The following is a 22,269-nucleotide window of genomic DNA, read 5'->3' on the forward strand; positions in this document are numbered from 1 at the left end:
CCTGGGCTCCTCAGATCAACGGCGGAAAGGTGACACTGGGCATGCCCGGCACGCCGGTCATCGGCATGACGGTGTAGCGCAGGGTGAAGGTTCCACCGAGGTCGTCGCCGACCACCAGCACGGTGTATCGGCTGTTGAGGTAGGCGTCCTGCCCCATCACGGTTTGATGCTCGAATCCGGCATCGGTCAACAGCTTGCCGGCGGCGGGCACCGATGAGGCGTCAACACCGCTGACGGCCAGGGTCCGGGAATCCCCGTCCGCGTCTTGACGATAAGCGCCCTTGATGACGGGGATGTCGCGGGGAAAGTCCGCGGGCAGGACGCTGGCGCCGGGCGGTGGCGGCGGTATGGGAGTGATCGGCGGATATGTGGTGCGCTCCACGGCGCCGCCCACGAAATCCGACATCGAGCAAGCGATCAAGGCCTGCGACATCACCACGGCGGCAAACACGACTACCGCGAAATGAACGCTTCGTTGCGTCATGACGGGATACTACAAAGGAAGTTAACGGAGTGCTAGCCCCTGCTAACTAAAGCTAGCCCGAATTAGCCGAGTGCCCGTTCTAGATCTGCGATCAAGTCCTCGGTGGACTCCAGTCCGACCGACAAACGCACCACGCCATCGGAGAGCCCGATCGCCGCACGTCCCTCCGGACCCATTGCCCGATGGGTGGTGGTGGCGGGATGGGTGATGAGCGACTTGGAGTCACCCAGGTTGTTCGAGATGTCGATGAGCGAGGTCCCGTCGAGCACCTCGAAGGCTCGCTGCTTGCCCGCGTCGCCGTCGGCGTCCAGCTCGAAGGTGACGACGGTGCCACCGCCGCGCATCTGCCGCTTGGCCAGTTCGTACTGAGGATGGCTCGGCAGGAACGGGTACCGCACCCAGCGCACCGCAGGATGCTGTTCCAGGAAATGCGCAATCTTGGAGGCGGATTCGTTGGCGTGCCGCACCCGAAGATCCAGTGTTTCAAGGCCTTTCACCAGCGTCCAGGCATTGAAGGGGCTCAACGCCGGCCCGGTGTGTCGCATCAGCGTCTTCACCGGACCCTCGATGTACTCAGCCTCACCCAGGATGGCGCCGCCGAGCACACGACCCTGCCCGTCGATGTGCTTGGTGCCTGAATAGACCACCACGTCGGCGCCCAGCGGAATACCCTGCTGCAAAAGCGGGGTAGCAAAAACGTTGTCCAGCACCACCTTTGCACCGGCATCATGCGCCAGCTGGCACACCGCTTCGATGTCGACGAGTGATTGCATTGGGTTGGAAGGGGTTTCGAAGAAGACTGCCTGTGTAGGAACGGACAGCGCTTCCTCCCACTGGGAGAGGTCTTCACCGTCCACGAACACGGTCTCCACACCCCAGCGCGGCAGAATCTCGTTACAGACCACGAAACAGGACCCGAACAGGCTCCGAGCCGCGACCAGCCTGTCACCGGCACCGAGCAACGCGCCCAGCGCGGTGAAGACGGCCGACATGCCTGTCGCCGTCGCGAATGCCGCCTCGGCACCCTCGATGAGCCGCAACCGCTCCTCGAACATGGAGATCGTGGGGTTGCCGTAGCGGGAGTACACATACCGATCGACCTCGCCGGTGAAGGCGCGTTCCGCGGCAGCCGCGCTTTCGTAGACGTAACCGGAGGTCAGGTACATCGCCTCGGCGGTCTCCTCGAACTCGGAGCGCAGCAGCCCACCGCGCACGCCGATGGTCGCCTGGCTCACGCCGTCGGGCAGCGCCTTGGGTATGCGCACCGAGGGAATGCCGTCAGGAGTCTGGTTCATGACTGCCGCCACGGCAGACCGATGGCACGCCATCCGACGCCGCCACGGTGCCCGTTCTCATCCAGGTTGCCCTCGAACCCGTCAACCACGTTGTAGGAGGGGGCTATTCCCGCCTCGGTGGCCAGTTCAGCCGACCCGATCGACCGGTTTCCGGACCGGCACAGGAACACCACCGGACGCTCGCCGGGCGTTACCCCGGCCGCGGCCAGCTCGTCGAGGAACTGCTCGTTGCGTTCACCGTTAGAGCGCACCCACTCGACGTACACGACATCGCGGCCGAGTTCGGTGAGGTCGGGAACCCCGACCCACTTCCACTCCGCCGACGTGCGCACATCAACCAGCACGGCCTCCGGGTTTTCCTTCAGCAGCGCCCACGCCGCCTCCGGGGTGATATCTCCTGCATAGCCCACGAAGAGCCAGTCTATTGGTACTGCGAGCAGACCCTCCACGAGCCGTCTTCCTTGACGAAGGAGACGTCCGCGGTGAGCGTGGTGTCCTCGGATTTCATGTAGTGATAGGTCACCGCGGCGGTGGCGGTATCCCCGGTGATCTTGACGTCCTTGACGTCCTCCACATACCGGTTTCCGCGCGCCGCCTCGGATTTGTCCTGCGCGGCAATCACATTCTGTTCCGCGCCGAGGATGGCTCGGCAGCTGCTGGCCACATAGTCGGCATAGGCATGTCGCTGCAGCGCATCGTTCTGCGCGATGAGCGACTGCCCTACCCTGCCCTCTTCGGTGAGACCGTCACCCGACCGGAAGAACGTCGACACCGCAATACCGATCACCACGATTCCAAAGATCACCGCCCCGGCGATGAAGGGGCCGATACTCCCACGATCCTCGGATTCCACCTGCTCCTCGGGCGTCACCGCAGATGCCTGGCGACCTGATGCGCGCGGCTCATCGCCAGCGCGGTATTAGGTGCGGTGGCGAGTGCCAACCCAACACGGCGGCGCCGATGGATCTCCGAATGCCCGAACACCCGAATATCGCTCTCAGGTATCTGCAACGCCTCATCGAGCTGCCGCGACGTCGGACCCTGACCGTCGCCGTAGACCAGCTCGGCGGCCGCCGGCGACACCAAAATGGTGTCGATCGGAACCCCCAGCACCGCGCGCGCGTGCATATCGAACTCGGACAACCGCTGCGATCGCACCGTCACCAGCCCGGAGTCATAGGGCCGCGCACTCACGTCGCAGAAGTAGACCTCGTCGCCACGAACGAACAGCTCGACACCGTAAACACCGTGCCCACCAAGGGCATTGACCGCGCGGGCGGCAATCGACCGCGCCAGCTCGAGCGCCGCCTGACTCAGCGGCTGCGGCTGCCACATCTGCATCGCGTCGGTGCCACTCTGCCGGTGTGCGATGGGCTCGCAGAAATACAGTCTGGTCGCACCGCCGACCCCGGCCGTGCGCACCGTCAGCAGCGTGATCTCGTAGTCGATCTCCACCACGGTTTCCACCAGCACTCGCTGGATGTCGCCGATGTTCGCCGCGACGGCTTGATCCCACGCCGGTTCCGCGTCGCTCTCCCGAAGCACCACCGATTCGCCCTGCCCGTAGGCGGCCGAGACCGGGCGCACCACTACCGGGAAACCCGCGGATTCGAGAACCTTGTGCAGTTCCTCGACCGAGTTCGCGAACCAGTAGGCGGGCGTGGGCAAGCCGAGTTCCTCGGCCGCCATCCGCCGCATCGCCTCGCGATCGCCCGCCAGTCGCACGGCCTTGGCGGTCGGAATGACCTGGGTGACCTTGCCGTCGGCGAGTTTCTCGAGTGCGTCGACCGAGGCCGTCTCCACCAGCGGCACCACGAACCGGGGCCGTTCCTTCTCGATGAGCTCGAACAACGTCTCCGACTCACCGATCGACGCGCGCATCGAACGGTCCGCCGCGTCCTGGGCAGGCCCGGGCGTACCGGTGTCCACCACAACGACCTCAGCGCCCAGGCGCTGGAAGGAGATGGCCAATTCTCTGGCGAGTTCACCCGAACCCAGCAGCATCACCGTGGTGCGGTTGGGCGCAGCAGGCCCCGGTGCGTCCCCGGCAGACGCCGCCGTCTCGACAGCGGGCTTCACCGCCTTGGCGGCCTTGAGCACCTTGGCGCCGTTGGTGGCACGGATGGCGTCCTCGGTCACCGGCGCCGTCTCGGCGGGCCCGGGCTCCACGGTGTCAGTTGACGCCGTCGACCCTTGCTCGCTGGGGGGCGAACCCTCCTGCGTCACCACGATGTCTTTTATGCCTTCCGGTCGGTCTGTTGCCCTGTTGGACCGTGCCTAGCGTGCCAGATTGCCACACATCCTCAACCCAGAGTGCTGTGGATATAACACCAGCGCCAATCCTCACCGGGCTCATGGGAACGCATCACCGGGTGGCCCGAGGCGTGAAAATGTGCGGTGGCGTGCTGGTGGGGACTGGAATCGCAGCAGCTCACCCGGCCGCATTCCAGGCACATCCGCAAATGTGCCCAGACCTGCTCGCCCAGTGCGGCGCAGTCCTCGCAATGCCCGGGGGTCCGGGGTTCAGGATCGGGCCCGGTGGCGGCTGCCAGCTCCGGACAGGGGCCCTGCCCCGGTGTCGACGCGGGCGCGGCAGATCCGCGCCGAAACAGCCGCTTCATACATGACCTCTCAACGTGCCCGCTTAGGTGCCAGAACCACTCTCCGCACAGAATACGAAGGTGAACGTTTCACTGCTGGCAGTACTCACGGCCGCCCTCGTCCTGGCAGCGATTTCCCGGCGATTCGGGCTTCCCACCCCGTTGGTACTGGTCGTGGCGGGTTTGGCGGCCACCGCCATCCCCGGCCTGCCGTCCATCGAGATGGACCCGGACCTGGTGCTGTTCGTGATTCTGCCGCCGCTGCTCTACACCACGGCGCTGGAGAGCTCTTACGTGAACCTGCGCAAGAACGTGCGGGCGGTCAGCAGCCTGGCCGTGGTGCTTCCGCTGGTCACCACCGTCGCGGTGGGCTTCGTGGCGTTCTATGCGGTTCCCGAGCTGCCGCTGGCCGGCGCGATGGTGCTCGGCGCCATCGTGGCACCGCCCGATGCGGTATCGGCCACCGCCATCGGCCGCCGCCTGGGCCTGCCGCGCAACATCATGACGCTGCTGGGCGGCGAGAGTCTGCTCAACGACGCCACCGCACTCACTGCCTATCGGGTCGCGATCGCCGCGGCGATCGGGCTCGGGGCCACCGTGGCCGACGGGCTCAAGATCTTTGCGCTCGCGGCCGTCGGTGGGGTGCTCGTCGGGGTTGTCATCGGGAAATTGGTCAACATCATCCGCTGCAAGCTCGACGATCCACTGTCCGAGAGCGCCATCGGCCTGGTGGTGCCGTTCTTCGCCTACCTGCTCGCCGAGGAGATACACGGCTCCGGCGTGATCGCGGTGGTGGTCGCCGGGCTGATGCTGGGGCACCGCTCGGTCCATGCCGGATACGCCACCCGGCTACAGGACGATGCGGTGTGGAAGGCCGTGCAGCTGCTGCTCGAGTCCTTCGCGTTCCTGCTCATCGGGTTGCAGCTGCCCAAGGTCATCGAGGGACTACGCGGCCTGTCGTTCCAGACCATCTTGCTGTCGTCGATCGCGGTGCTGGCCACCGTCATCGTGGTCCGCATCGTGTTCGTCTTCGCGTTCGCTTATATGCGTCCGCCCGGCCAACGCCCGTCGGCACGTGGGGTCTTTGTGGTGGCGTGGGCCGGGATGCGGGGTGTGGTGTCGCTGGCGATGGCCTTCGCGGTGCCGCTGTCCACCGTCACCGGCGAGCCGCTGCCCGGGCATCCGCACATCGTGTTCCTCACCTTCGTGGTGGTGGTGGGAACCCTTCTGCTGCATGGTCTTACGTTGCCGTGGGTGATCCGTGTGCTGGGCGTGCAGAGCGACGATGAACGCAAGGACGCCCTGGCCGAGGCCGCCGCCCAGGACAAGGCTGCCCGCGCGGCGGCCGATCGTCTCGAGGAACTCCTGGATGACAACGACGGCATCGAGGACACCAACGTGCGCAGCCGGGCCGCGGAGATCCTGAGGCACTGGAACACCCGGCGCCGCAACGCGGCCTGGGAGCGCCTCGGACGCAGCGATGAGGATGCCGGTGAGAGCCCGATGGCCGCGTTCCGGAACCTGCGCCTGGAGATGCTCGAGAAGGAGCGTGAAGTGTTCATCGCCGAACGCGATGCGGGCAATATCGACGACGAGGTGCTGCGCACCGTGTTGCGGGGGCTCGACCTCGAAGAGGCCACCATGAATCAGGCCGACAGGTAGCCCGTCACGGCTGGCCGGGCAGCAGCTGCACCATCAGCCCGTTGGCATCGGCCAGCACCGTCCCCTGTGCGTCATAGAGCTCCGCCGAGACGAACGCCTTGCGGCGATCCACCTCGTCGATGCGGCTGCTGGCCGTCAGGGGCACACCGACCGGCACCACCTGGCGGTAGTTGACGTGCAGGAAGGCCGTACGGCTGATGGTGCGGCCCGCCATGATCACCGTCATCCCGAAGAGATGGTCGAACAACAGCGGCAAGATGCCGCCGTGTACGGCGCCATTACCGCCGAGGTAGAACCGCGGGAAGTCACCGTGCGCCTCGATACCGTCCGGTCCGGCCTTGTCGATGAACCACGGCGGCAGCAACAGGTGCCCGTTGGCGGGCTCGTCGGCGACCCGATTGGCAGGTCCGACACCCTCGGGCGCCTGGTACGGGTCCATCAGCTCGACGAGCTTCTCGGTGAGATCGGCCGCCTCGTCCCAGCGCGGATCGTCCATATCGGCCGACACCGCGAGATCCTGCAGCCGCCGCATGGCGGTCAGGAACCGCCCGAATCCGGGCCCCACCGAGGACGGCGAGTACTGGGGAAAACCCCCGCCACGGATTTCACGGATGGCCCGATTCATCTCTTCATGCAGTGCGGCGAGTCTGTCCCCGTCGGCAGTCATGACTTCGAGAGTATGTCCCGCCGCACAATCGTCTGATCGCGGCCCGGCCCAACGCCGATGCATGACATCGGCGCACCGGCTAGCTCTTCGAGACGCAACACGTAGTCCTGCGCCTTGGCGGGCAGGTCGCTGAACTCGCGAGCCGTGGAAATGTCCTCCCACCAACCCGGAAGCTCTTCGTAAACCGGTGTGGCGCGGTAGATCTCGCTCTGGGTCATCGGCATTTCGTTGGTGCGCTTGCCATCCACCTCGTACCCGACACAGATCGGGACGGTCTGCAGACTCGACAGCACGTCCAGCTTGGTCAGGAAGTAGTCGGTGATGCCGTTGACCCGGGTGGCGTACCGGGCGATGACGGCGTCGAACCACCCGCAGCGCCGGGCGCGCCCAGTGGTAACGCCCACCTCGCCGCCCGTCTTGGCCAGGTAGGCGCCGTGCTCGTCGAACAGCTCGGTGGGGAACGGACCCGAACCGACGCGGGTGGTGTACGCCTTGAGAATCCCGAGCACGGTGGTGATCCGGGTGGGCCCGATACCGGACCCCACCGAAGCGCCGCCGGCCGTCGGATTCGAGGACGTCACAAAGGGATAGGTGCCGTGATCGACGTCGAGTAGCGTGCCCTGCGATCCCTCCAGCAGCACCGTCTCACCGCGTTCCAGCGCCTGGTTGAGCTCAAGGCGCGCGTCGGCAATGCGATGCTTGAATCCCTCGGCCTGCTCCAGCACACCGTCGACAACCTGATCCGGGTCGAGTGCCTTGCGGTTGTAGATCTTGACCAACACCTGGTTCTTGAATTCCAGTGCGGCATGAACCTTTTGGCGCAGAGATTCCTCGTCGAGAACATCGGCGACCCGGATCCCGATACGCGCCACCTTGTCCTGATAGCAGGGGCCGATACCGCGGCCGGTGGTGCCAATCTTCTTGGATCCCAGGTACCTTTCGGTCACCTTGTCGATCGCGACGTGGTACGGCATCAGCAGATGCGCGTCAGCGGACAAGATGAGACCCGAGGTGTCGATACCCCGCTGCTCCAGACCCGCGAGCTCGGTCAAGAGCACGCCCGGATCGACGACGACCCCGTTGCCGATGACGTTCGTCACCCCCGGGGTGAGGATCCCCGACGGGATGAGGTGCAAGGCGAAGTTCTCTCCGTTGGGTAACACCACGGTGTGTCCGGCGTTGTTACCGCCCTGGTAGCGGACTACCCATTGAACCGAGCCACCGAGCAGGTCGGTTGCCTTGCCTTTCCCCTCGTCACCCCACTGGGCGCCGATCAGGACTATTGCCGGCATGTGCGTTCTCTGCGCTTCCCTGTTGGCAGCCCCCACCGCGGGCCATCGCGGCGCAACGCTGCGCGTGCAAAATGTTGTTCAGCCGGTGAACCACTGTATCGCAGGCCACGGGCTTTGTACGTATTCGGACCGACGAAGGAGGTCGCTGGTGAGTACCCCGAGCGTCACCGAAACGGCGGCGGCGCGGGTTTTGCTGTTCGGCACCCGCCGACTGCCCCGCATTCTGCGTGACCTCCCCGTGGACCGGGTCGAGGGATCCGACGCGGTGCGCGCACTCCTGGATGCGCTTCCGGACGGCACGCCCCGGCTCATCGTGGTCGGCGGAGACGGTGATCTGGGGCAGGTGCTGACCAGGCTGATGCGCACCGAAAGACTGGACGTGGAGTTAGGTTTCGTGCCGGATCGCCGTTCACGCGCACGCCGGACCTATCGGATCGGGATCGGCGCGGCCCGCCGGGCCCGCACGGGCCGCGCACACCGGGTGCCACTCATCCGGGACGACACCGGCGCTGCCCTTGCCGGGCGCGCCTCATGGCAGGGCACCGACGGCGAAGCGGTCACCGGTGAGGCCACAGTCGATGACACCCTGCTGTTCGAGGGCAACGCCGCCGTCGACATCGAACCCATCGAAGCGCTGCCGGGCCTGCGAGCAAGCGTCCGGGGCCGAGCGCGCCTCCTGCCCCGCCGCTGGGTGACCGGACGGGCGGCTCAGCTGGGAACCGAAGGTGCCGTCGTGATCCGTGACGGTGTCGCGGGCGCTCGTCCCGTCACCCGGTCCACGTTCTATCGGCACCAGCAGGGCTGGTTGCTCGTCCGGTAGCTTCGCACCGGTGAAGACCTCCCAGTCCGTCCGTCCCAGCCCGGTCTTTCTCGCGCTCGTCGCACTCACCGTTGCCGGGGCGGTGCTCGCGTGGCTCGGCGGCAATTCCACCGAGCCGCTGGCCCGCGGCGGGGTGTTCGTCTTCGTGTTCACCGGCTGGGTGGTGTCCCTGTGCCTGCACGAGTTCGGACACGCGTACACGGCTTGGCGTTTCGGCGACACCCAGGCACGCGGATACCTGACGTTGAACCCGCTGCAGTACACCGATCCCGTGCTCTCGATGGTGCTGCCGCTGGTGTTCATCGCACTCGGCGGCATCGGGCTTCCCGGCGGCGCGGTGTACGTGCACACCGCCGGGATGACCAACCGGCAGCGCACCCAGGTGAGCCTGGCCGGGCCGAGCGCCAATGCCGCACTCGCGGTACTGATTCTGGGGACGACAGCGCTTTTCGCCGATCGCGACCATGTGGTGTTCTGGGCGGCGATGGCCTACCTCGGTTTCCTCCAGGTGACGGCGGTGGTGCTCAACCTGTTGCCCGTGCCGGGTTTGGACGGCTACGGCGCGCTCGAGCCGCACTTGAGCCCGAAAACGCAACGCACGCTTGCCAATGCCAAGACGTTCGGATTCCTGATCCTGTTCGTGCTGTTGATGTCGCCGCCGATCAACAGGGCATTCTTCGATGCGGTCTACTGGATCGTCGCGTCATTGGGCGTCGACCCCGATCTCTCCCGTATCGGCGGCTGGCTGTTCCGCTTCTGGGGCAAGCTGCTCTAGCCGGAACCGACCGCTACCAGTTGGCGTGTTCCTCGCAATGCTCCTGCGCCTCAGGGGGTTCCACCTGGATGGTGGCATGAGGAAGACCACGCTCGGCCAGTACGGACCGTGCTGCCGCCAGCACCTGCGCTGCGTCGGCCGTGCTGGTCAGGTGCGCGGTGGCCATGTCCTTTCCGGGCACCAGGGTCCACACATGCAGGTCGTGCACGCTGCTCACGCCGTCCACCGCCAGTAACGCGGCACGCAGCTCGTCGACGTCGATGTGCTTGGGCGAGGTCTCCGTCAGGATGCGCAGCGCGGCCCGCGCCAGCGAGAACGCGCGCGGCAGGATCCACAGCGAAATCAGGACACCGACCACAATGTCGGCGTATCGCCAGCCCGTGGTCAGGGTGATGATCGCCGCCACGAGTACCCCGACGCTGCCGACGGCATCGGCCAGCACCTCCATGTAGGCGCCGCGCACCGCGAGACTGCTTTCCGCGTGTGAGCGCAGCAGCCGGATCACCACGACATTGGCGGCCAGACCGGCCAGCGCGACCACCATCATCGGCAGACCCGGCACTTCCGGGGGTGCGCCACCGGTGAGACGCTCCACCGCTTCGTACATGACGAACGCCGCGATGCCGGTGAGCAGCGCCGCGTTGACGATCGCGGTGAGCACCTCTGCCCGGTGCCATCCATAAGTCCGTGCCGCCGAGGTACTGCCGCGGCGCGCCAGCAGGATGGCGCTGAGCCCCATGATGAGCCCGACCAGATCGGTGAGCATGTGGCCCGCATCGGCCAGCAGGGCCAGCGAGTTGATCAGCAAGGCGACGACAAGCTCGAGCACGAAGAAGGAGCCGACGATGCCCAGCGAGACCCACATTCGTCCCACCCGGGCGTCGGCCGGATTGCCTACATGCCCGTGATCGTGACCGGCTCCCACTGTGATTCCTCTCGACCTCTCGAACTTATATGCAAAAGTTCGCATAGGCCAATGGGTCATTCCGCCCGCCGCGCTTCGCCGACACGCCGCGCGGTGGCGGATTCGTATCGCACATTGCCGCCACAAGACGGCGTGTCGACGTCAGGAAGTAAGTAGCGCGGGGCGAGCGGCCGGATCGCAGTCGTCGAGCAGATCGCAGCACCGCGCGAATTCGTGGCTCTCGCCGATCAGCTGGGCGGCGCGCGCCAGGGCTGCCACCGCTCGCAGGAAACCACGGTTGGGCTCATGCGAGTAGGGCACCGGCCCAAAGCCCTTCCATCCGTTCCGTCGCAACTGGTCCAGGCCCCGGTGATACCCGGTACGCGCGAATGCGTAGGCGGTGATGATGCTGCCGACCGAGCCGTCACCGTCCAGCGCATTCTCCGCCAGTTCGGCCCAGGCGATCGATGCGGAGGGGTACGCCGCCGCGACCGCGGCAGGATCCCGGCCCTCGATCAGGGCCGACTCGGCCTCGGCGTCTCCGGGTAGCAGCACAGGCTCGGGACCCAGCAGATCATGCATTGGACTCATGCAGCCATTCTGACGCCAACCCGATCCCGCGATCGCGATAGGGTGGGCGCGGTCGATCGCGCCTGCGCGAAAGAGCGCTAAGCACGGATAAGGAACGAAACGCATGGCGAACCCCACCGGTGGAAATTCCGAGGCCAAGCCCGACTCACAGGGCGACGAGCCTGTGGACTCTGCCGAGCAGCCGGAAGGCGCCGCGCACACCCCGGAGATATCCGATACCGCCGATACCGGCCCGGTCCCCCCGCTCGACGATGCGCAGACCGTCGTGATGCCTCCGGCAAAACCGGACGTTCCGCGCTACACGGCACCGGGCTTCGACGCCAACAAGACCGAGATGATCGCGCCCGTCGGCGACGATCCGAAGACCGAGATGATCCAGCCACTGGCGACCCAGGCGCGTCCCAAGATCGCGACCCCGGAGACGATCGCACCACGCAAAGAAGAGAAGCGCAGCTGGGGCTGGGTGATCGCGCTGACACTCGTCGTCGCCGCGCTGGCCGCGGTGATCGTGCTCGCGGCCGTCATCATCTCGCGTACCAGCGCACCGAAGGCATCGCAAGAAGAGTTGGTACGCAACAGCATTCAGAACTACGACAACGCCATCCAAACCGGCAATCTGGCGGCGCTGCGCGCCATCACCTGCGGCGAGACCCGCGACGGCTACGTCCGCTACCCCGATGCCGAATGGTCCCAGACCTATCAGAAGGTGGCCGCCGCCAAGCAGTACCCCGTGGTGGCCAGCATCGACGAGGTGGTGGTCAACGGCGAGCACGCCGAAGCCAATGTCACCTCTTTCATGGCGTTCGCACCGCAGACCCGCTCATCGCGCAGCTTCGATCTGCAGTTCCGCGACAAGGAATGGAAGATCTGCCAGTCCGACTAACTCCCGGAGCCCGAGGACGAGCCGCCGCCGCCACCGGACGAGGACGAACCACCGGAGGACGAGGACGAGCTCGAACCGCCGGACGAGGTGGAGCCGCTAGGCGAACCGGCGCCCGTCTCACCCGCGCTGTCCCCACCTTCGCCACCAGACTGCTTCTTCGTCCCGTGCGATGAGGTACCCGTCCGCGCAGATCCTGCCGGCGTGGACTTGTTGGCGCCACCATCACTGGCACGCGAGCCCGAAGCGTTGGTATGGGATCCGGTGTCGGATCCTGTCGTGGCGGAACCGTCGGCACCCGCACGACCGTCCTTGCCGAATGCACCACCCTTGCCGCCCACCCCACCGGTCTTTGTGGCGCTCTTGGTGCCATCGCCGTTCGCATCGCCTCCGGCGCCACCGCCACCGCCATTGCCGATGACACCCGAACTTCCGCCGGTGCCGCCCTTTCCGCCCGTAGCCGGTCCGGTCTTCACGAGCCCGCTGGAGGTCTCGGCCTTGCCTCCGGCCCCTCCGCTGCCGCCATTGCCGACGACGGCGTGCGAACTCGCGCCATTGCCGCCATCGCCGCCAACCGCGCTGCCGCCCAGGCTCGACGAAGCACCGCCGGTGCCACCGGAACCGCCGTCACCGGTAAGACCACCCGAGGCTCCGCCGGTGCCACCGGTACCGCCCTTGGTCTCCCCATAGGTTGTCTTGGCCTCGCCACCGGCACCACCAGCGCCGCCGCTGCCCGCGACCAGGCCGCCGCTACCGCCGGCACCGCCATTGCCGCCGGTTCCTGGTTCGGATGTCCTGGTATCAAACGAATTTGAGGTGCCACCCTGGCCGCCCGCTCCACCATTGCCGAGCATGCCCGCACTGCCACCGTCACCACCGGCACCGCCGGTCGACGTTCCGGTGAAGAAGTTACTGCCCTCTCCGCCCTTGCCGCCGGCACCGCCGTCACCCGCCAGTGCACCACCCTTGCCACCGTTACCGCCCGCACCGCCGACACCGGTCTTGCCGTCGGCCGTCGCGGATGCGTCGCCGCCCTTACCGCCCGCACCGCCGGTGCCGATCAGACCGGCGTTACCGCCGTCGCCACCCTTCTGCCCGGGCAGTCCGTCACCGCCGGCGCCGCCGTTACCGAACAGCAGGCCACCGTTACCACCCTTTTGACCGGGTAATCCCTTGCCGCCGTTGCCGATCAGCAGACCGCCATCCTGGCCGAGGCCACCGTCACCGATGATCAGGCCGCCCGGTCCGAACAGTGGGCGCTGGGTGTACACACCGGCCGCGTTGGGTGAACCGTCACCGATGATCAACCCACCCGGTCCGAACAGCGGGCGTCCGCCGAACAGGTTCCATGCCGAGCCCCCGTTGCCGACATTGGTGGCTCCGCACTTGCCCGCCATCCCCGAAACGCAATCGGCATAAGCACGTTCGGCGATTGCCTTTTCCTCAGCCGACTTCGCGGACGCGAGCCGGTCCTTCGCAGCAGCGGCGGCGTAATCCGCAGCGGCCTTGTCCGCTGCCGCCTTGGCCGCCGCGTAGCCGTCGGCCTTCTGTTGTGCCGCAGCGAGTTCGTCAGCGGCCTTCTGCGCATCTGCTCGCGCCGCTGCCGCCTGATCGGCGGCGGCCTTGGCGGCCGCCTCCGCGGCCGCCCGGTCTCCCGCGGCCGTCTGTGCGGCGGCGGTAGCCTGCGCGGCCAGCGCCTCGGCGGCCTGTGCCGCACGCTCGGCCTCGTCCGCCTGTTCCGCGGCGATCCGGGCTGCGGTCTGTGCCTCGGCGACCTCGGGCGCCGGTGCCCCCGTGGTCAATGCGGTATCCAGGGCGGTCTGCGTGGCCGCTGCCTGTTTCGCGGTTTCGACGGCCTTGGCACGAGCAGCCGATGCGTCGGACACCGCACTGCCCGCCACGGCACCCGCACTCGCCGCGGCCGCGGTCTTGTCTGTCACCGCACGCTCAGCGGATGACTGCTGGGTGTCACGCGCCTGCGCCAGCTGCGCGGCCGCACCAACCTGGATCTCGGTGGATTGGACCTTCTGGTCCGCCTGAGCCTTCGGATCGGTCTGAGCCGCCGCCGCAGCCTCGGCGAAGATCGGGCGGCAATCCGCGGCAATGATATTGAGGCGCTGCTTAGCTTCCTCCGCGGACTTGTCCATCGCCGCCCGGTCCGCGGCAGCCTTCTCGGCCGCCAACTTCTGGAACGCCGCCTGCCCCTCGGCCGCCTGGACCGCTGCCGCATCGGAAGCACTTGCCGCCTCGAGAGTCGCTGCGGCAGCGCGATCCGCGGCAGCCTTGGCGGAGTCGGCTGCCGCAGCCTGCGCCGAAGCGTCCTTGTCCTTCAACGCCTGATCCGCCGCGGCGCGGTCACGATCAGCAGCAGCCTGAGCTTCGGCGAACACCTTGGCGGCGTTGGCAGCACGCTCGGCGGATGCGGCGGCGGCTTCCGCGGACCGCAGCGCGTCAGCCGCGGCCTTATCGACGGCGGCCTTGTCCACCCCTGCTTGAGTTGCCGCGTCGATGACCGCCTTCTGATCACCGACTGCCTGCTCGGCAGCAGCCTTCGCGGCGGCCGCCGCATCGGTCGCCGCCTGCACCGCATCCGCGGTCTGAGTGGCCTTGGCCGCCGCAGCGTCCTTGGCCGCCTGAGCATCCTGAGCCGCCTTGGCCGCATCTGCCAGTGCCTTGTCGGCAGCAGCCTTGGCTGCCTGAGCATCGGCCGCAGCCTTGGCGTCCTGGGCTGCCTTGTCGCCGGCATTCGTGGCGGCATCCGTGGCGGCCTTCGCCGCCGCGCTGGCATCTGCCAGGGCCTTATCCGCGGCCGCCTTAGCCGCAGCAGCCGCGTCGGCCGATGTGGCGGCACCGGAAAGCTGTTGATCTGCAGCTTCTTTCGCCGCAGCGGCATCCTTGGCGGCCTGGTCCGCGCCCGCTAGCGCGCCATCGGTAGCGGACTTCGCCGCGGCGGCAGCGTCGGCGGCAGCCTTGGCAGCGGCCGCATTCTGGTCAGCGGCATCCTTGATACCGGCCGCATCGGAAGCTGCCTTTGCCGCATCGGCGGCCTTCTGATCGGCGGCACTCTTGGCCGCAGCGGCGTCGGCGGCGGCCTTGGCGGCATCTGCCGATGCCTGATTCGCCGCATCAGATGTCGACAGGGCGTCCTTGGCCGCTTGATCGGCCGCGGCCAAGGCCTGATCGGCGGCTGCCTTCGCGGCTTGCGCGGCCGCAGCAGCCTGCGCCGCCTGCCCGGCCTGTACACCCGCCGCATCCGACGCGGAAACCGCACCTTGAACAACACTGTCCGCAGCTGCCAAGGCTCCGTCCGCAGCTGCCTTCGCCGCAGCGGCCGCATCGGAGGTCGACTTGGCCTCGGCCGCCTTCTGATCGGCAGCAGCCTTGGCCGCCAACGCATCCGATGCAACCTTGGCCGCATCCGTTGCCTTCTGGTCGGCCGCCTCCTTTGCGGATGTCGCATCGACGGCGGCCTGGATGGCAAGAGCAGCCTTGTCCGCGGCATCCTGGGCCGCGGTGCCCGCGTCAGTCGCGCCCTTGTTTGCATCCGTCAGCGCCTGATCGGCACTGGCCTTTGCCGCAGCAGCCGCATCGGAGGCCGACTTGGCCTGCGCCGCCGCCTGATCCGCGGCGGCCTTGGCCGCGTCCGCATCCGAAACAGCCTTACCGGCGTCTGCGACCGCCTTGTCCGCCGCGGCCTTGGCCACGCCCGCCGCGTCATCGGCGGCCTGCGCGGCTGCGGACTTGTCGGCGGCATCACTGGCAGCGGCAGCGGCGTCGGCGGCAGCCTTCGAAGTATCGGTGAACATCTTGTCGGCGGCTATCTTTGCCGCAGCGGCAGCATCGGCGGCGGCAGCCGCGTCAGTGGCCTTCTGGTCCGCAGCGGTGGTAGCGGCAGCGGCATCAGCGGCAGCCTTACCCGCATCGGCCAATGCCGTATCCGCCGCAGACTTGACGGCCGCAGCAGCATCGGCGGCTGTCTTGGCAGCGGTTGCCTTGTCGGCGGCGTCGTTGGCGCTGGTCGTCGCGTCGGTGGCGGTCTTACCCGCATCGGCCAATGCCGTATCCGCCGCAGACTTGACCGCTGCGGCCGCGTCGTCGGCAGCCTGTGCGGCGGTGGACTTGTCGGCAGCATCCCTGGCGGCGGCAGCGGCATCGAGAGCGGCCTTATCGGCGTCTGCCAATGCCCCGTCCGCAGCTGCCTTCGCCGCGGCAGCAGCATCCGATGCCGTACGCGCGTCGGCGGCCTTCTGATCGGCAGCCACCTTGGCAGCAGCCGCATCCGCCGCGGCCCTGTCCGCATCTGCCAGCACCCCCTCGGCTGCCGCCTTGTCCGCGGTGGCGGAATCCGCCGCGGCCTTGGCATCGGCCGCCTTCTGATCGGCAGCCACCTTGGCAGCCGCGGCATCCGCCGCGGCCTTATCGGCATCCGTCAGCGCGGTATCCGCGGCGACCTTCACCGCCGCAGCCGTATCCGCGACCGTCTTAGCGGCGGCGGCCTTGTCGGCGGCATCGCTCGCGGTTGCCGCGGCGTCGCTGGCAGCCTTGGCGGCGTCGGTCAACGCCTTGTCCGCGTTGGCCTTCACCGTCGCCGCATCCGAGGCAGCCGTACCGGCTTCGGTGGCTTTCTGATCGGCGGCGGCCTTCGCAGCCGATGCATCGGAAGCGGCCCTATCCGCATCCGCCAGCGCGGTATCCGCGGCGGCCTTCACCGCAGCGGCAGCATCGGCAGCCGTCTTGGCATCAACAACCTGTTGGTCTGCCACGGTCTTGGCTGCGGCCGCATCAGAAGCGTCCTTACCCGCGTCCGCCAACGCCTTATCCGCGGTCACTTTCACCGCCGCAGCCGCATCCACTGCCGTCTGCGCCGCCGCCGCATTCTGATCCGCAACCGTCTTCGCCGCAGCCGCATCACCGGCAGCCTTGTTCGCATCGGCCAACGCAGTCTCGGCTGCCGTCTTGGCCGCGTCCTTGGCCGACTTATCGGCGTCGGCGGCGGCCTTGGCATCGGTGGCGTCGGTCAACGCCGTGGCGGCGGCCGCAGCCTTGGTCTGCGCATCACCCAATGCCGCGTCCGCCGTCGACTTGGCCGCAGCGGCGGCCTGTGCAGCGGCCTTGGCATCGGTGGCGTTTTGAGCGGCCACGGAGGCCGCGTCTGCTGCGGCCGCGGCCGCCGTGGCGGCATTCACCGAAGCCTGATCGGCGGCCGCCTTGGCGGCATCGGCATTGGTGACGGCGGTAGCAGCATCGGCAGCGGCTTGGTCCGCTGTGCTCTTGGCCGCCGCCGCGTCACCGGCGGCCTTGTTCGCGTCGGCCAACGCCTTATCCATGGTGACCTTCACCGCCGCAGCCGCATCCGCAGCCGTCTGCGCCGCCGCCGCATTCTGATCCGCAACCGTCTTGGCCGCAGCCGCATCACCGGCAGCCTTGTTCGCATCGGCCAACGCCTTATCCATGGTGACCTTCACCGCCGCAGCCGCATCCGCAGCCGTCTGCGCCGCCGCCGCATTCTGATCCGCAACCGTCTTGGCCGCAGCCGCATCACCGGCAGCCTTGTTGGCATCCGCCAACGCCTTATCCGTCACCACCTTGGCTGCAGTGGTATCGGTGACAACTTGCTGGGCGTCTACGACCTTCTGATCGGCGAGGGTCTTGGCCGCCGCCGCGTCGCTGGCGGCCTTGTTCGCATCGGCCAACGCCTTATCCGTGGTGACCTTCACCGCCGCAGCCGCATCCGCAGCCGTCTGCGCCGCCGCAGCATTCTGATCCGCAACCGTCTTGGCCGCAGCCGCGGCAGCAGCGGCATTCGTTGCGTCGGTCAATGCCTGGTCGGTCACTACTTTGGCCGCAGCGGTGGTGGTGACGGCCTGCTGCGCGATGCTGACCTGTTGCGCTGCGGCTGTGACGTTGTTGTTCGCGGTGTTCGCGTTGGTCTGTGCGGTATTGCGCGCCGCGATCGCCGCGGGCTCCTGGCTGATGGCCGTCGCCGCCGCGGCATCGGCAACGGTCTTGGCGGCAGCGGCGTTATCGGCGGCGGTCTTGGCGGTCGCTTCGGTGGCCTGCGCCTGAGTCACTGCCGCGTTGCCTGCCGTGAGCCGCTGCTGGGCTCCGGCCAGGAGGGTGCCCAGGGATGCCAGGTTTGCGGCGATACCGATGAGGTTGGTTGTGTAGTAGGTGACGTCTGCCTGCGCCTGATCGCGCTGCTGCTGCGCCGCAACGGTGGCTGCGTGAGCGTTTTGATAAGCGGTCTGCGTGCTCTGGGCCGTCGCGGCCGCGGCGGTAGCGTCGTCCTTGGCCTTCTGGATGGCGTCGACGACCTTCTGTGCATCGCTTAACGCCTTGTCCGCATTCACCTTTGCGGCGTCGGCGTTCTGCTTGGCGGTGTTGGCCGCGGTGAGTGCTGCCTGAGCATCCGACACCGCCTGATTGCTTGCGGTGGCATTGGTCTGCGCGGTCGTCAGCGCGGCATCGGCCGCAGCCTTGGCCGAAGCAGCATGAGCAGCAGCCTGATCCGCCGCAGCCTTGGCGGCATCCTTGGTGGCCTTATCCGCATTCGCCGCATCCGACGCCGTCTTGGCCTGCGCCGCCGCCTGATCAGCCGCAGCCTTTGCCGCGTCGGCGTTCTGTTTGGCGGTGTTGGCCGCGGTGAGTGCTGCCTGAGCATCCGACACCGCCTGATTGCTTGCGGTGGCATTGGTCTGCGCGGTCGTCAGCGCGGCATCGGCCGCCGCCTTGGACGCGGCGGCATTAGCAGCAGCCTGATCCGCAGCAGCCTTGGCGGCATCCTTAGTGGCCTTATCCGCATTCGCCGCATCCGACGCCGTCTTGGCCTGCGCCGCCGCCTGATCCGCAGCAGTCTTCGCAGCCAACGCATCCGCCGCCACCTGATCAGCCGCCACCTTCGCAGCATCCTTAGCGGCCTTATCCGCATTCGCCGCATCCGAAACCGACTTCGCCTGCACCGCCGCCTGATCCGCAGCAGTCTTCGCAGCCAACGCATCCGCCGCCACCTGATCAGCCGCCACCTTCGCAGCATCCTTGGCAGCCTTATCCGCATTCGCCGCATCCGAAACCGACTTCGCCCGCACCGCCGCCTGATCCGCAGCAGTCTTCGCAGCCAACGCATCCGCCGAAGCCTGCGCCGCAGCGGCGTCTTTTTGATCGGCAAGGGTCTTTGCCGCGGCGGCATCTGAGGCCGCCCGGCCGGCATCGGCCAGCACACCATCGGCTACAGTCTTGGCAGCGGCAGCGTCACTCGCCGCCTTGCCCGCATCTATTGCCCGTTGGCCCGCCGCCACTGCGGCATCCGCAGCCGCTCGAGCTGCCGTATCTGCCTGTGCTGCGGCCTGATCCGCCGCGGTCTTAGCGGCATCCTTGGCCGCCTTGTCAGTATCGGCGGCTGTCTTGGCCGCGGTGGCATCGGCCAACGCTTGATTGCTTGCGGTGGCATTGGTCCGCGCGGTCGTCAGCGCGGCATCGGCCGCCGCCTTGGACGCGGCGGCATTAGCAGCAGCCTGATCCGCAGCAGCCTTGGCGGCATCCTTAGCAGCCTTATCCGCATTCGCCGCATCCGAAACCGACTTCGCCTGCACCGCCGCCTGATCCGCAGCAGTCTTCGCGGCCAACGCATCCGCCGCCACCTGATCAGCCGCCACCTTCGCAGCATCCTTAGCGGCCTTATCCGCATTCGCCGCATCCGAAACCGACTTCGCCTGCACCGCCGCCCCATCCGCAGCAGTCTTCGCAGCCAACGCATCCGCCGCCACCTGATCAGCCGCCACCTTCGCAGCATCCTTAGCGGCCTTATCCGCATTCGCCGCATCCGAAACCGACTTCGCCTGCACCGCCGCCTGATCCGCAACAGTCTTCGCGGCCAACGCATCCGCCGCCACCTGATCAGCCGCCACCTTCGCAGCAGTGGCCGCGGTCAAGGCGCTTTCACTGGCGGCGACCCTGGCATGTGCATCTGCCAGCGCGGTGTCGGCCGCGGTCTTGGCGGCATCCTTGGCCGCCTTATCGGCAGTGGCCGCATCCAACGCAGCCTTGGCATCCTGATACGCCTTATCCCCCACCGCAGCATGACTCTGCGCATTAGCAAAAGCCTGCTCCGCAGCCGTCTTCGCCGCCGCCGCATCCGCAGCAGCCCTGGCCGCATCCGCAGCCTTCGACGCCGCAACATCCTTGGCAGCAGCCGCATCCGACGCCGCCTTCGAGGCATCCGTCAACGCCGCTTCCGCGGCAGTCTTAACCGCATCCTTGGCGGCCTTATCGGCATCGGCGGCGACCTGCGCGGCGTCCTTCGCTGCCTTGTCAGCGGCGGCCGCATCAGCGGCGGACTTCGCTTGTGTAGCCACCTGATCGGCAGTGGTCTTGGCCGCCAACGCATCTGCGGCAACCTTATCGGCGGTGGCCTTGGCGGCAGCAGCATCAGCCGAGGCCGCGGCGGCGGCAGTGGCCTTGGTCTGCGCGTCCGTGGAGGCGGCATCCGCGGCGGTCTTGGCCGCCAACGCATCCGCGGCGACCCTGGCCGCATCGGCGGCCTTCGACGCGGCAGCATCTTTGGCAACGGCAGCATCGGTAGCGGCTCTCGAGGCATCCGCCAAGGCGGCATCGGCGCCAGTCTTAGCCGCATCCTTGGCTGCCTTATCGGCATCGGCGGCGGCCTTGGCCGCGCTGGCATCGGCCAGGGCCTTCTCACTGGCGGCAACCTTGCCCTGTGCATCGGTCACTACCGCATCAGCAGCTGTCTTGGCGGCCAATGCATCCGCCGAAGCCTTCGCGGCATCCGCGGCCTTGGACGCGGCAGCGTCTTTCGCGGCTGCGGCATCGGCGGCCGCCCTAGAGGCATCCGCCAGCGCGGCGTCTGCAGCGGTCTTCTGCGCCGCCGCGTCAATGACCGCCTGCTGCGCCACAGCCGCCTTTCCGGCCGCCTCGGTTGCCGCGGCGGCCGCTGCTTGCGCAACCCTGTCGGCCTCGGCGCGTGCCGCATCGGCGGCGGTCTTGGCGGCATCCTTGGCCGCCTTATCGGCATTCGCCGCGTCCAACGCAGCCTTGGCATCCTGATACGCCTTATCCCCCACCGCAGCATGACTCTGCGCATTAGCAAAAGCCTGCTCCGCAGCCGTCTTCGCCGCCGCCGCATCCGCAGCAGCCCTGGCCGCATCCGCAGCCTTCGACGCCGCAACATCCTTGGCAGCAGCCGCATCCGACGCGATCTTGTCGGCGTTGGCGCGCTCGGTGTCGGCAGTGGTCTTGGCCGCCAAGGCATCTGCGGCGGCCTTGTCCGCCACCACCTGGGCGGCGGTAGCGTCAGACAAGGCTTTGTCGTTGGCCGCGGCCTTACTCTGCGCCTCGGCCAGCGCGGCGTCGGCAGCGGCCCTGGCCGCATCGGCAGCTCGCTGTGCGGCGCTGGCGGCGTCGAGCGCCGCCTTGGCATCTTGATACGCCTTGTCCCCCACCGCAGCATGACTCTGCGCATCGGCAAATGCCTGCTCCGCAGCGGCCTTCGCCGCATCGGCGGCCTGCTGCTGAGCTGCGGCGGCATCGGCGGCAGCCTTCGCATCCTGGTAGGCCTTCTCGTTGGCCGCCGCAGCCGCCTGCGCGGCGCTCTGATTGGCGGCCGCGGCTTCGAGAACCGCCTGTGCGTCCAGCGCCGCCCGCGCCGCATCGTCGGCGTCGTGGCGTGCCTGTTCGGCCGCCGCGGCGGCCGCCGCGGCCTGCGCTTGCTTTTCCGCGACCGCCGGATTGGCCGCGGCCTCGGCTGCCGCCTTATCTGCTTCGGCCTTGCGCAGTGCCGCGCGAGCGGCCGCATCGGCGGCGGCCTTGGCCATCAGGTCGGCCACTGCGGCGGCGCCGGCAGCGGTGTCCGCATAGCCCTGCGCTTCGGAGGTCGGGGCCGAATTTGGTGTCACAGCCACCGCAGGCAGGGATCCCGAGTACGCCGTCAGGCTGGTGTCGCCGCTGAAGAGTAATCGCTGCTTCTCGATGAGCGACTTGGAGACCGAACTACTGCCACCCGCCAGAAGGACCGCTGTCGCAAATATTGCGAGGACAGTTTGGGATCGCGACGCCTGCATGACTGCCTCACTTGCCTGACCATCCGACACACGCCGATGTGAGCCGGTAACGGCGAGATTAGGCGTCATGGCACAAAAATGCGCTGAGAATCAGAAAAGTAACCTGAGAAAATCTTAAACATGCATTTAAGAACGTATAAATGCCCAATTTAGTGAAACTTCAAGGACTTTGCTACTTACCTGACTCCCGAGTCAGGTAATGGACAATTGACAACCGTGTCTACTA

15 protein-coding genes are annotated in these 22,269 nt (G+C 67.5%); 4 read left to right on the forward strand and 11 right to left on the reverse strand.

The window, feature by feature from the left end; genetic code table 11:
- Positions 1 to 10: 10 nt before the first annotated feature.
- The 6 genes from HBA99_RS21645 to HBA99_RS21670 all read right to left on the reverse strand — a co-directional run bounded on the left by HBA99_RS21645 (position 11) and on the right by HBA99_RS21670 (position 4,400).
- The gene (locus HBA99_RS21645; protein ID WP_070951972.1) at positions 11 to 484 is read right to left on the reverse strand and encodes a hypothetical protein; all 474 of its coding nucleotides are present in this window, start codon (positions 482 to 484) and stop codon (positions 11 to 13) included.
- A 62-nt stretch (positions 485 to 546) separates the two neighbouring features.
- Entirely contained in the window at positions 547 to 1,779 is a 1,233-nt protein-coding gene (locus HBA99_RS21650; RefSeq protein WP_070950557.1) for an O-succinylhomoserine sulfhydrylase, read from the reverse strand.
- Positions 1,776 to 2,189, reverse strand: a complete 414-nt coding sequence (locus HBA99_RS21655) for a rhodanese-like domain-containing protein (protein ID WP_070951971.1) — start codon at positions 2,187 to 2,189, stop codon at positions 1,776 to 1,778. Before HBA99_RS21655 ends, HBA99_RS21650 begins: the two co-directional genes overlap by 4 nt.
- 11 nt (positions 2,190 to 2,200) lie before the next feature.
- Positions 2,201 to 2,650 carry an Rv0361 family membrane protein gene (locus HBA99_RS21660; protein WP_070951970.1) on the reverse strand — a complete coding sequence of 150 codons (450 nt, stop codon included), beginning with the start codon at positions 2,648 to 2,650 and terminating at the stop codon, positions 2,201 to 2,203.
- Positions 2,647 to 4,020 (reverse strand): formate-dependent phosphoribosylglycinamide formyltransferase, encoded by a 1,374-nt coding sequence (gene purT, locus HBA99_RS21665; RefSeq protein ID WP_070950554.1) that lies wholly within the window; start codon positions 4,018 to 4,020, stop codon positions 2,647 to 2,649. The genes HBA99_RS21660 and purT overlap by 4 nt, the downstream gene beginning before the upstream one ends.
- Before the next feature lie 62 nt (positions 4,021 to 4,082).
- The gene (locus tag HBA99_RS21670; RefSeq protein ID WP_078321506.1) at positions 4,083 to 4,400 is read right to left on the reverse strand and encodes a UBP-type zinc finger domain-containing protein; all 318 of its coding nucleotides are present in this window, start codon (positions 4,398 to 4,400) and stop codon (positions 4,083 to 4,085) included.
- A 60-nt stretch (positions 4,401 to 4,460) separates the two neighbouring features.
- Between HBA99_RS21670 and HBA99_RS21675 the strand changes: the two genes are divergently transcribed.
- Complete coding sequence (locus HBA99_RS21675; protein ID WP_030096238.1) at positions 4,461 to 6,041, forward strand: Na+/H+ antiporter; 1,581 nt, start codon at positions 4,461 to 4,463, stop codon at positions 6,039 to 6,041.
- 4 nt (positions 6,042 to 6,045) lie between these two features.
- Here the strand turns inward: HBA99_RS21675 and HBA99_RS21680 are convergent, their stop codons facing one another.
- Entirely contained in the window at positions 6,046 to 6,708 is a 663-nt protein-coding gene (locus tag HBA99_RS21680) for a PaaI family thioesterase (protein WP_030096237.1), read from the reverse strand.
- Complete coding sequence (locus tag HBA99_RS21685; RefSeq protein WP_030096236.1) at positions 6,705 to 8,000, reverse strand: adenylosuccinate synthase; 1,296 nt, start codon at positions 7,998 to 8,000, stop codon at positions 6,705 to 6,707. The genes HBA99_RS21680 and HBA99_RS21685 overlap by 4 nt, the downstream gene beginning before the upstream one ends.
- Before the next feature lie 148 nt (positions 8,001 to 8,148).
- Between HBA99_RS21685 and HBA99_RS21690 the strand changes: the two genes are divergently transcribed.
- Positions 8,149 to 8,820: a diacylglycerol kinase catalytic domain-containing protein gene (locus tag HBA99_RS21690; protein ID WP_070932570.1), complete on the forward strand. Its 672-nt coding sequence runs from the start codon at positions 8,149 to 8,151 to the stop codon at positions 8,818 to 8,820.
- Positions 8,821 to 8,830: 10 nt separating this feature from the next.
- The gene (locus HBA99_RS21695; protein ID WP_046254975.1) at positions 8,831 to 9,595 is read left to right on the forward strand and encodes a site-2 protease family protein; all 765 of its coding nucleotides are present in this window, start codon (positions 8,831 to 8,833) and stop codon (positions 9,593 to 9,595) included.
- A 13-nt stretch (positions 9,596 to 9,608) separates the two neighbouring features.
- On the opposite strand, the gene HBA99_RS21700 is transcribed toward HBA99_RS21695, so the two are convergent.
- Positions 9,609 to 10,520, reverse strand: a complete 912-nt coding sequence (locus HBA99_RS21700; RefSeq protein ID WP_070951969.1) for a cation diffusion facilitator family transporter — start codon at positions 10,518 to 10,520, stop codon at positions 9,609 to 9,611.
- Positions 10,521 to 10,661: 141 nt separating this feature from the next.
- The gene (locus HBA99_RS21705; protein ID WP_030096232.1) at positions 10,662 to 11,090 is read right to left on the reverse strand and encodes a DUF3151 domain-containing protein; all 429 of its coding nucleotides are present in this window, start codon (positions 11,088 to 11,090) and stop codon (positions 10,662 to 10,664) included.
- 103 nt (positions 11,091 to 11,193) lie between these two features.
- Here HBA99_RS21705 and HBA99_RS21710 point away from each other — a divergent pair, with 103 nt between their 5' ends.
- A complete protein-coding gene (locus HBA99_RS21710) occupies positions 11,194 to 11,973 on the forward strand; it encodes an Rv0361 family membrane protein (protein ID WP_030096231.1) in 780 nt (259 codons plus the stop codon).
- Here the strand turns inward: HBA99_RS21710 and HBA99_RS21715 are convergent.
- Entirely contained in the window at positions 11,970 to 22,112 is a 10,143-nt protein-coding gene (locus tag HBA99_RS21715) for a hypothetical protein (protein WP_165615244.1), read from the reverse strand. The genes HBA99_RS21710 and HBA99_RS21715 overlap by 4 nt on opposite strands.
- Between the last annotated feature and the right edge of the window lie 157 nt (positions 22,113 to 22,269).

Origin of the sequence: Mycobacteroides chelonae (genome assembly GCF_016767715.1) — a bacterium.
Taxonomy (GTDB): domain Bacteria; phylum Actinomycetota; class Actinomycetes; order Mycobacteriales; family Mycobacteriaceae; genus Mycobacterium; species Mycobacterium gwanakae.

What these genes read in the sequence shown, in the direction of transcription:
- HBA99_RS21705 (WP_030096232.1), bottom strand. Translation starts at nt 11,090, where the DNA reads ATGAGTCCAATGCATGATCTGCTGGGTCCCGAGCCTGTGCTGCTACCC.
- HBA99_RS21670 (WP_078321506.1), bottom strand. Translation starts at nt 4,400, where the DNA reads ATGAAGCGGCTGTTTCGGCGCGGATCTGCCGCGCCCGCGTCGACACCG.
- HBA99_RS21710 (WP_030096231.1), top strand. Translation starts at nt 11,194, where the DNA reads ATGGCGAACCCCACCGGTGGAAATTCCGAGGCCAAGCCCGACTCACAG.
- HBA99_RS21685 (WP_030096236.1), bottom strand. Translation starts at nt 8,000, where the DNA reads ATGCCGGCAATAGTCCTGATCGGCGCCCAGTGGGGTGACGAGGGGAAA.
- HBA99_RS21650 (WP_070950557.1), bottom strand. Translation starts at nt 1,779, where the DNA reads ATGAACCAGACTCCTGACGGCATTCCCTCGGTGCGCATACCCAAGGCG.
- HBA99_RS21645 (WP_070951972.1), bottom strand. Translation starts at nt 484, where the DNA reads ATGACGCAACGAAGCGTTCATTTCGCGGTAGTCGTGTTTGCCGCCGTG.
- HBA99_RS21680 (WP_030096237.1), bottom strand. Translation starts at nt 6,708, where the DNA reads ATGACTGCCGACGGGGACAGACTCGCCGCACTGCATGAAGAGATGAAT.
- HBA99_RS21715 (WP_165615244.1), bottom strand. Translation starts at nt 22,112, where the DNA reads ATGACGCCTAATCTCGCCGTTACCGGCTCACATCGGCGTGTGTCGGAT.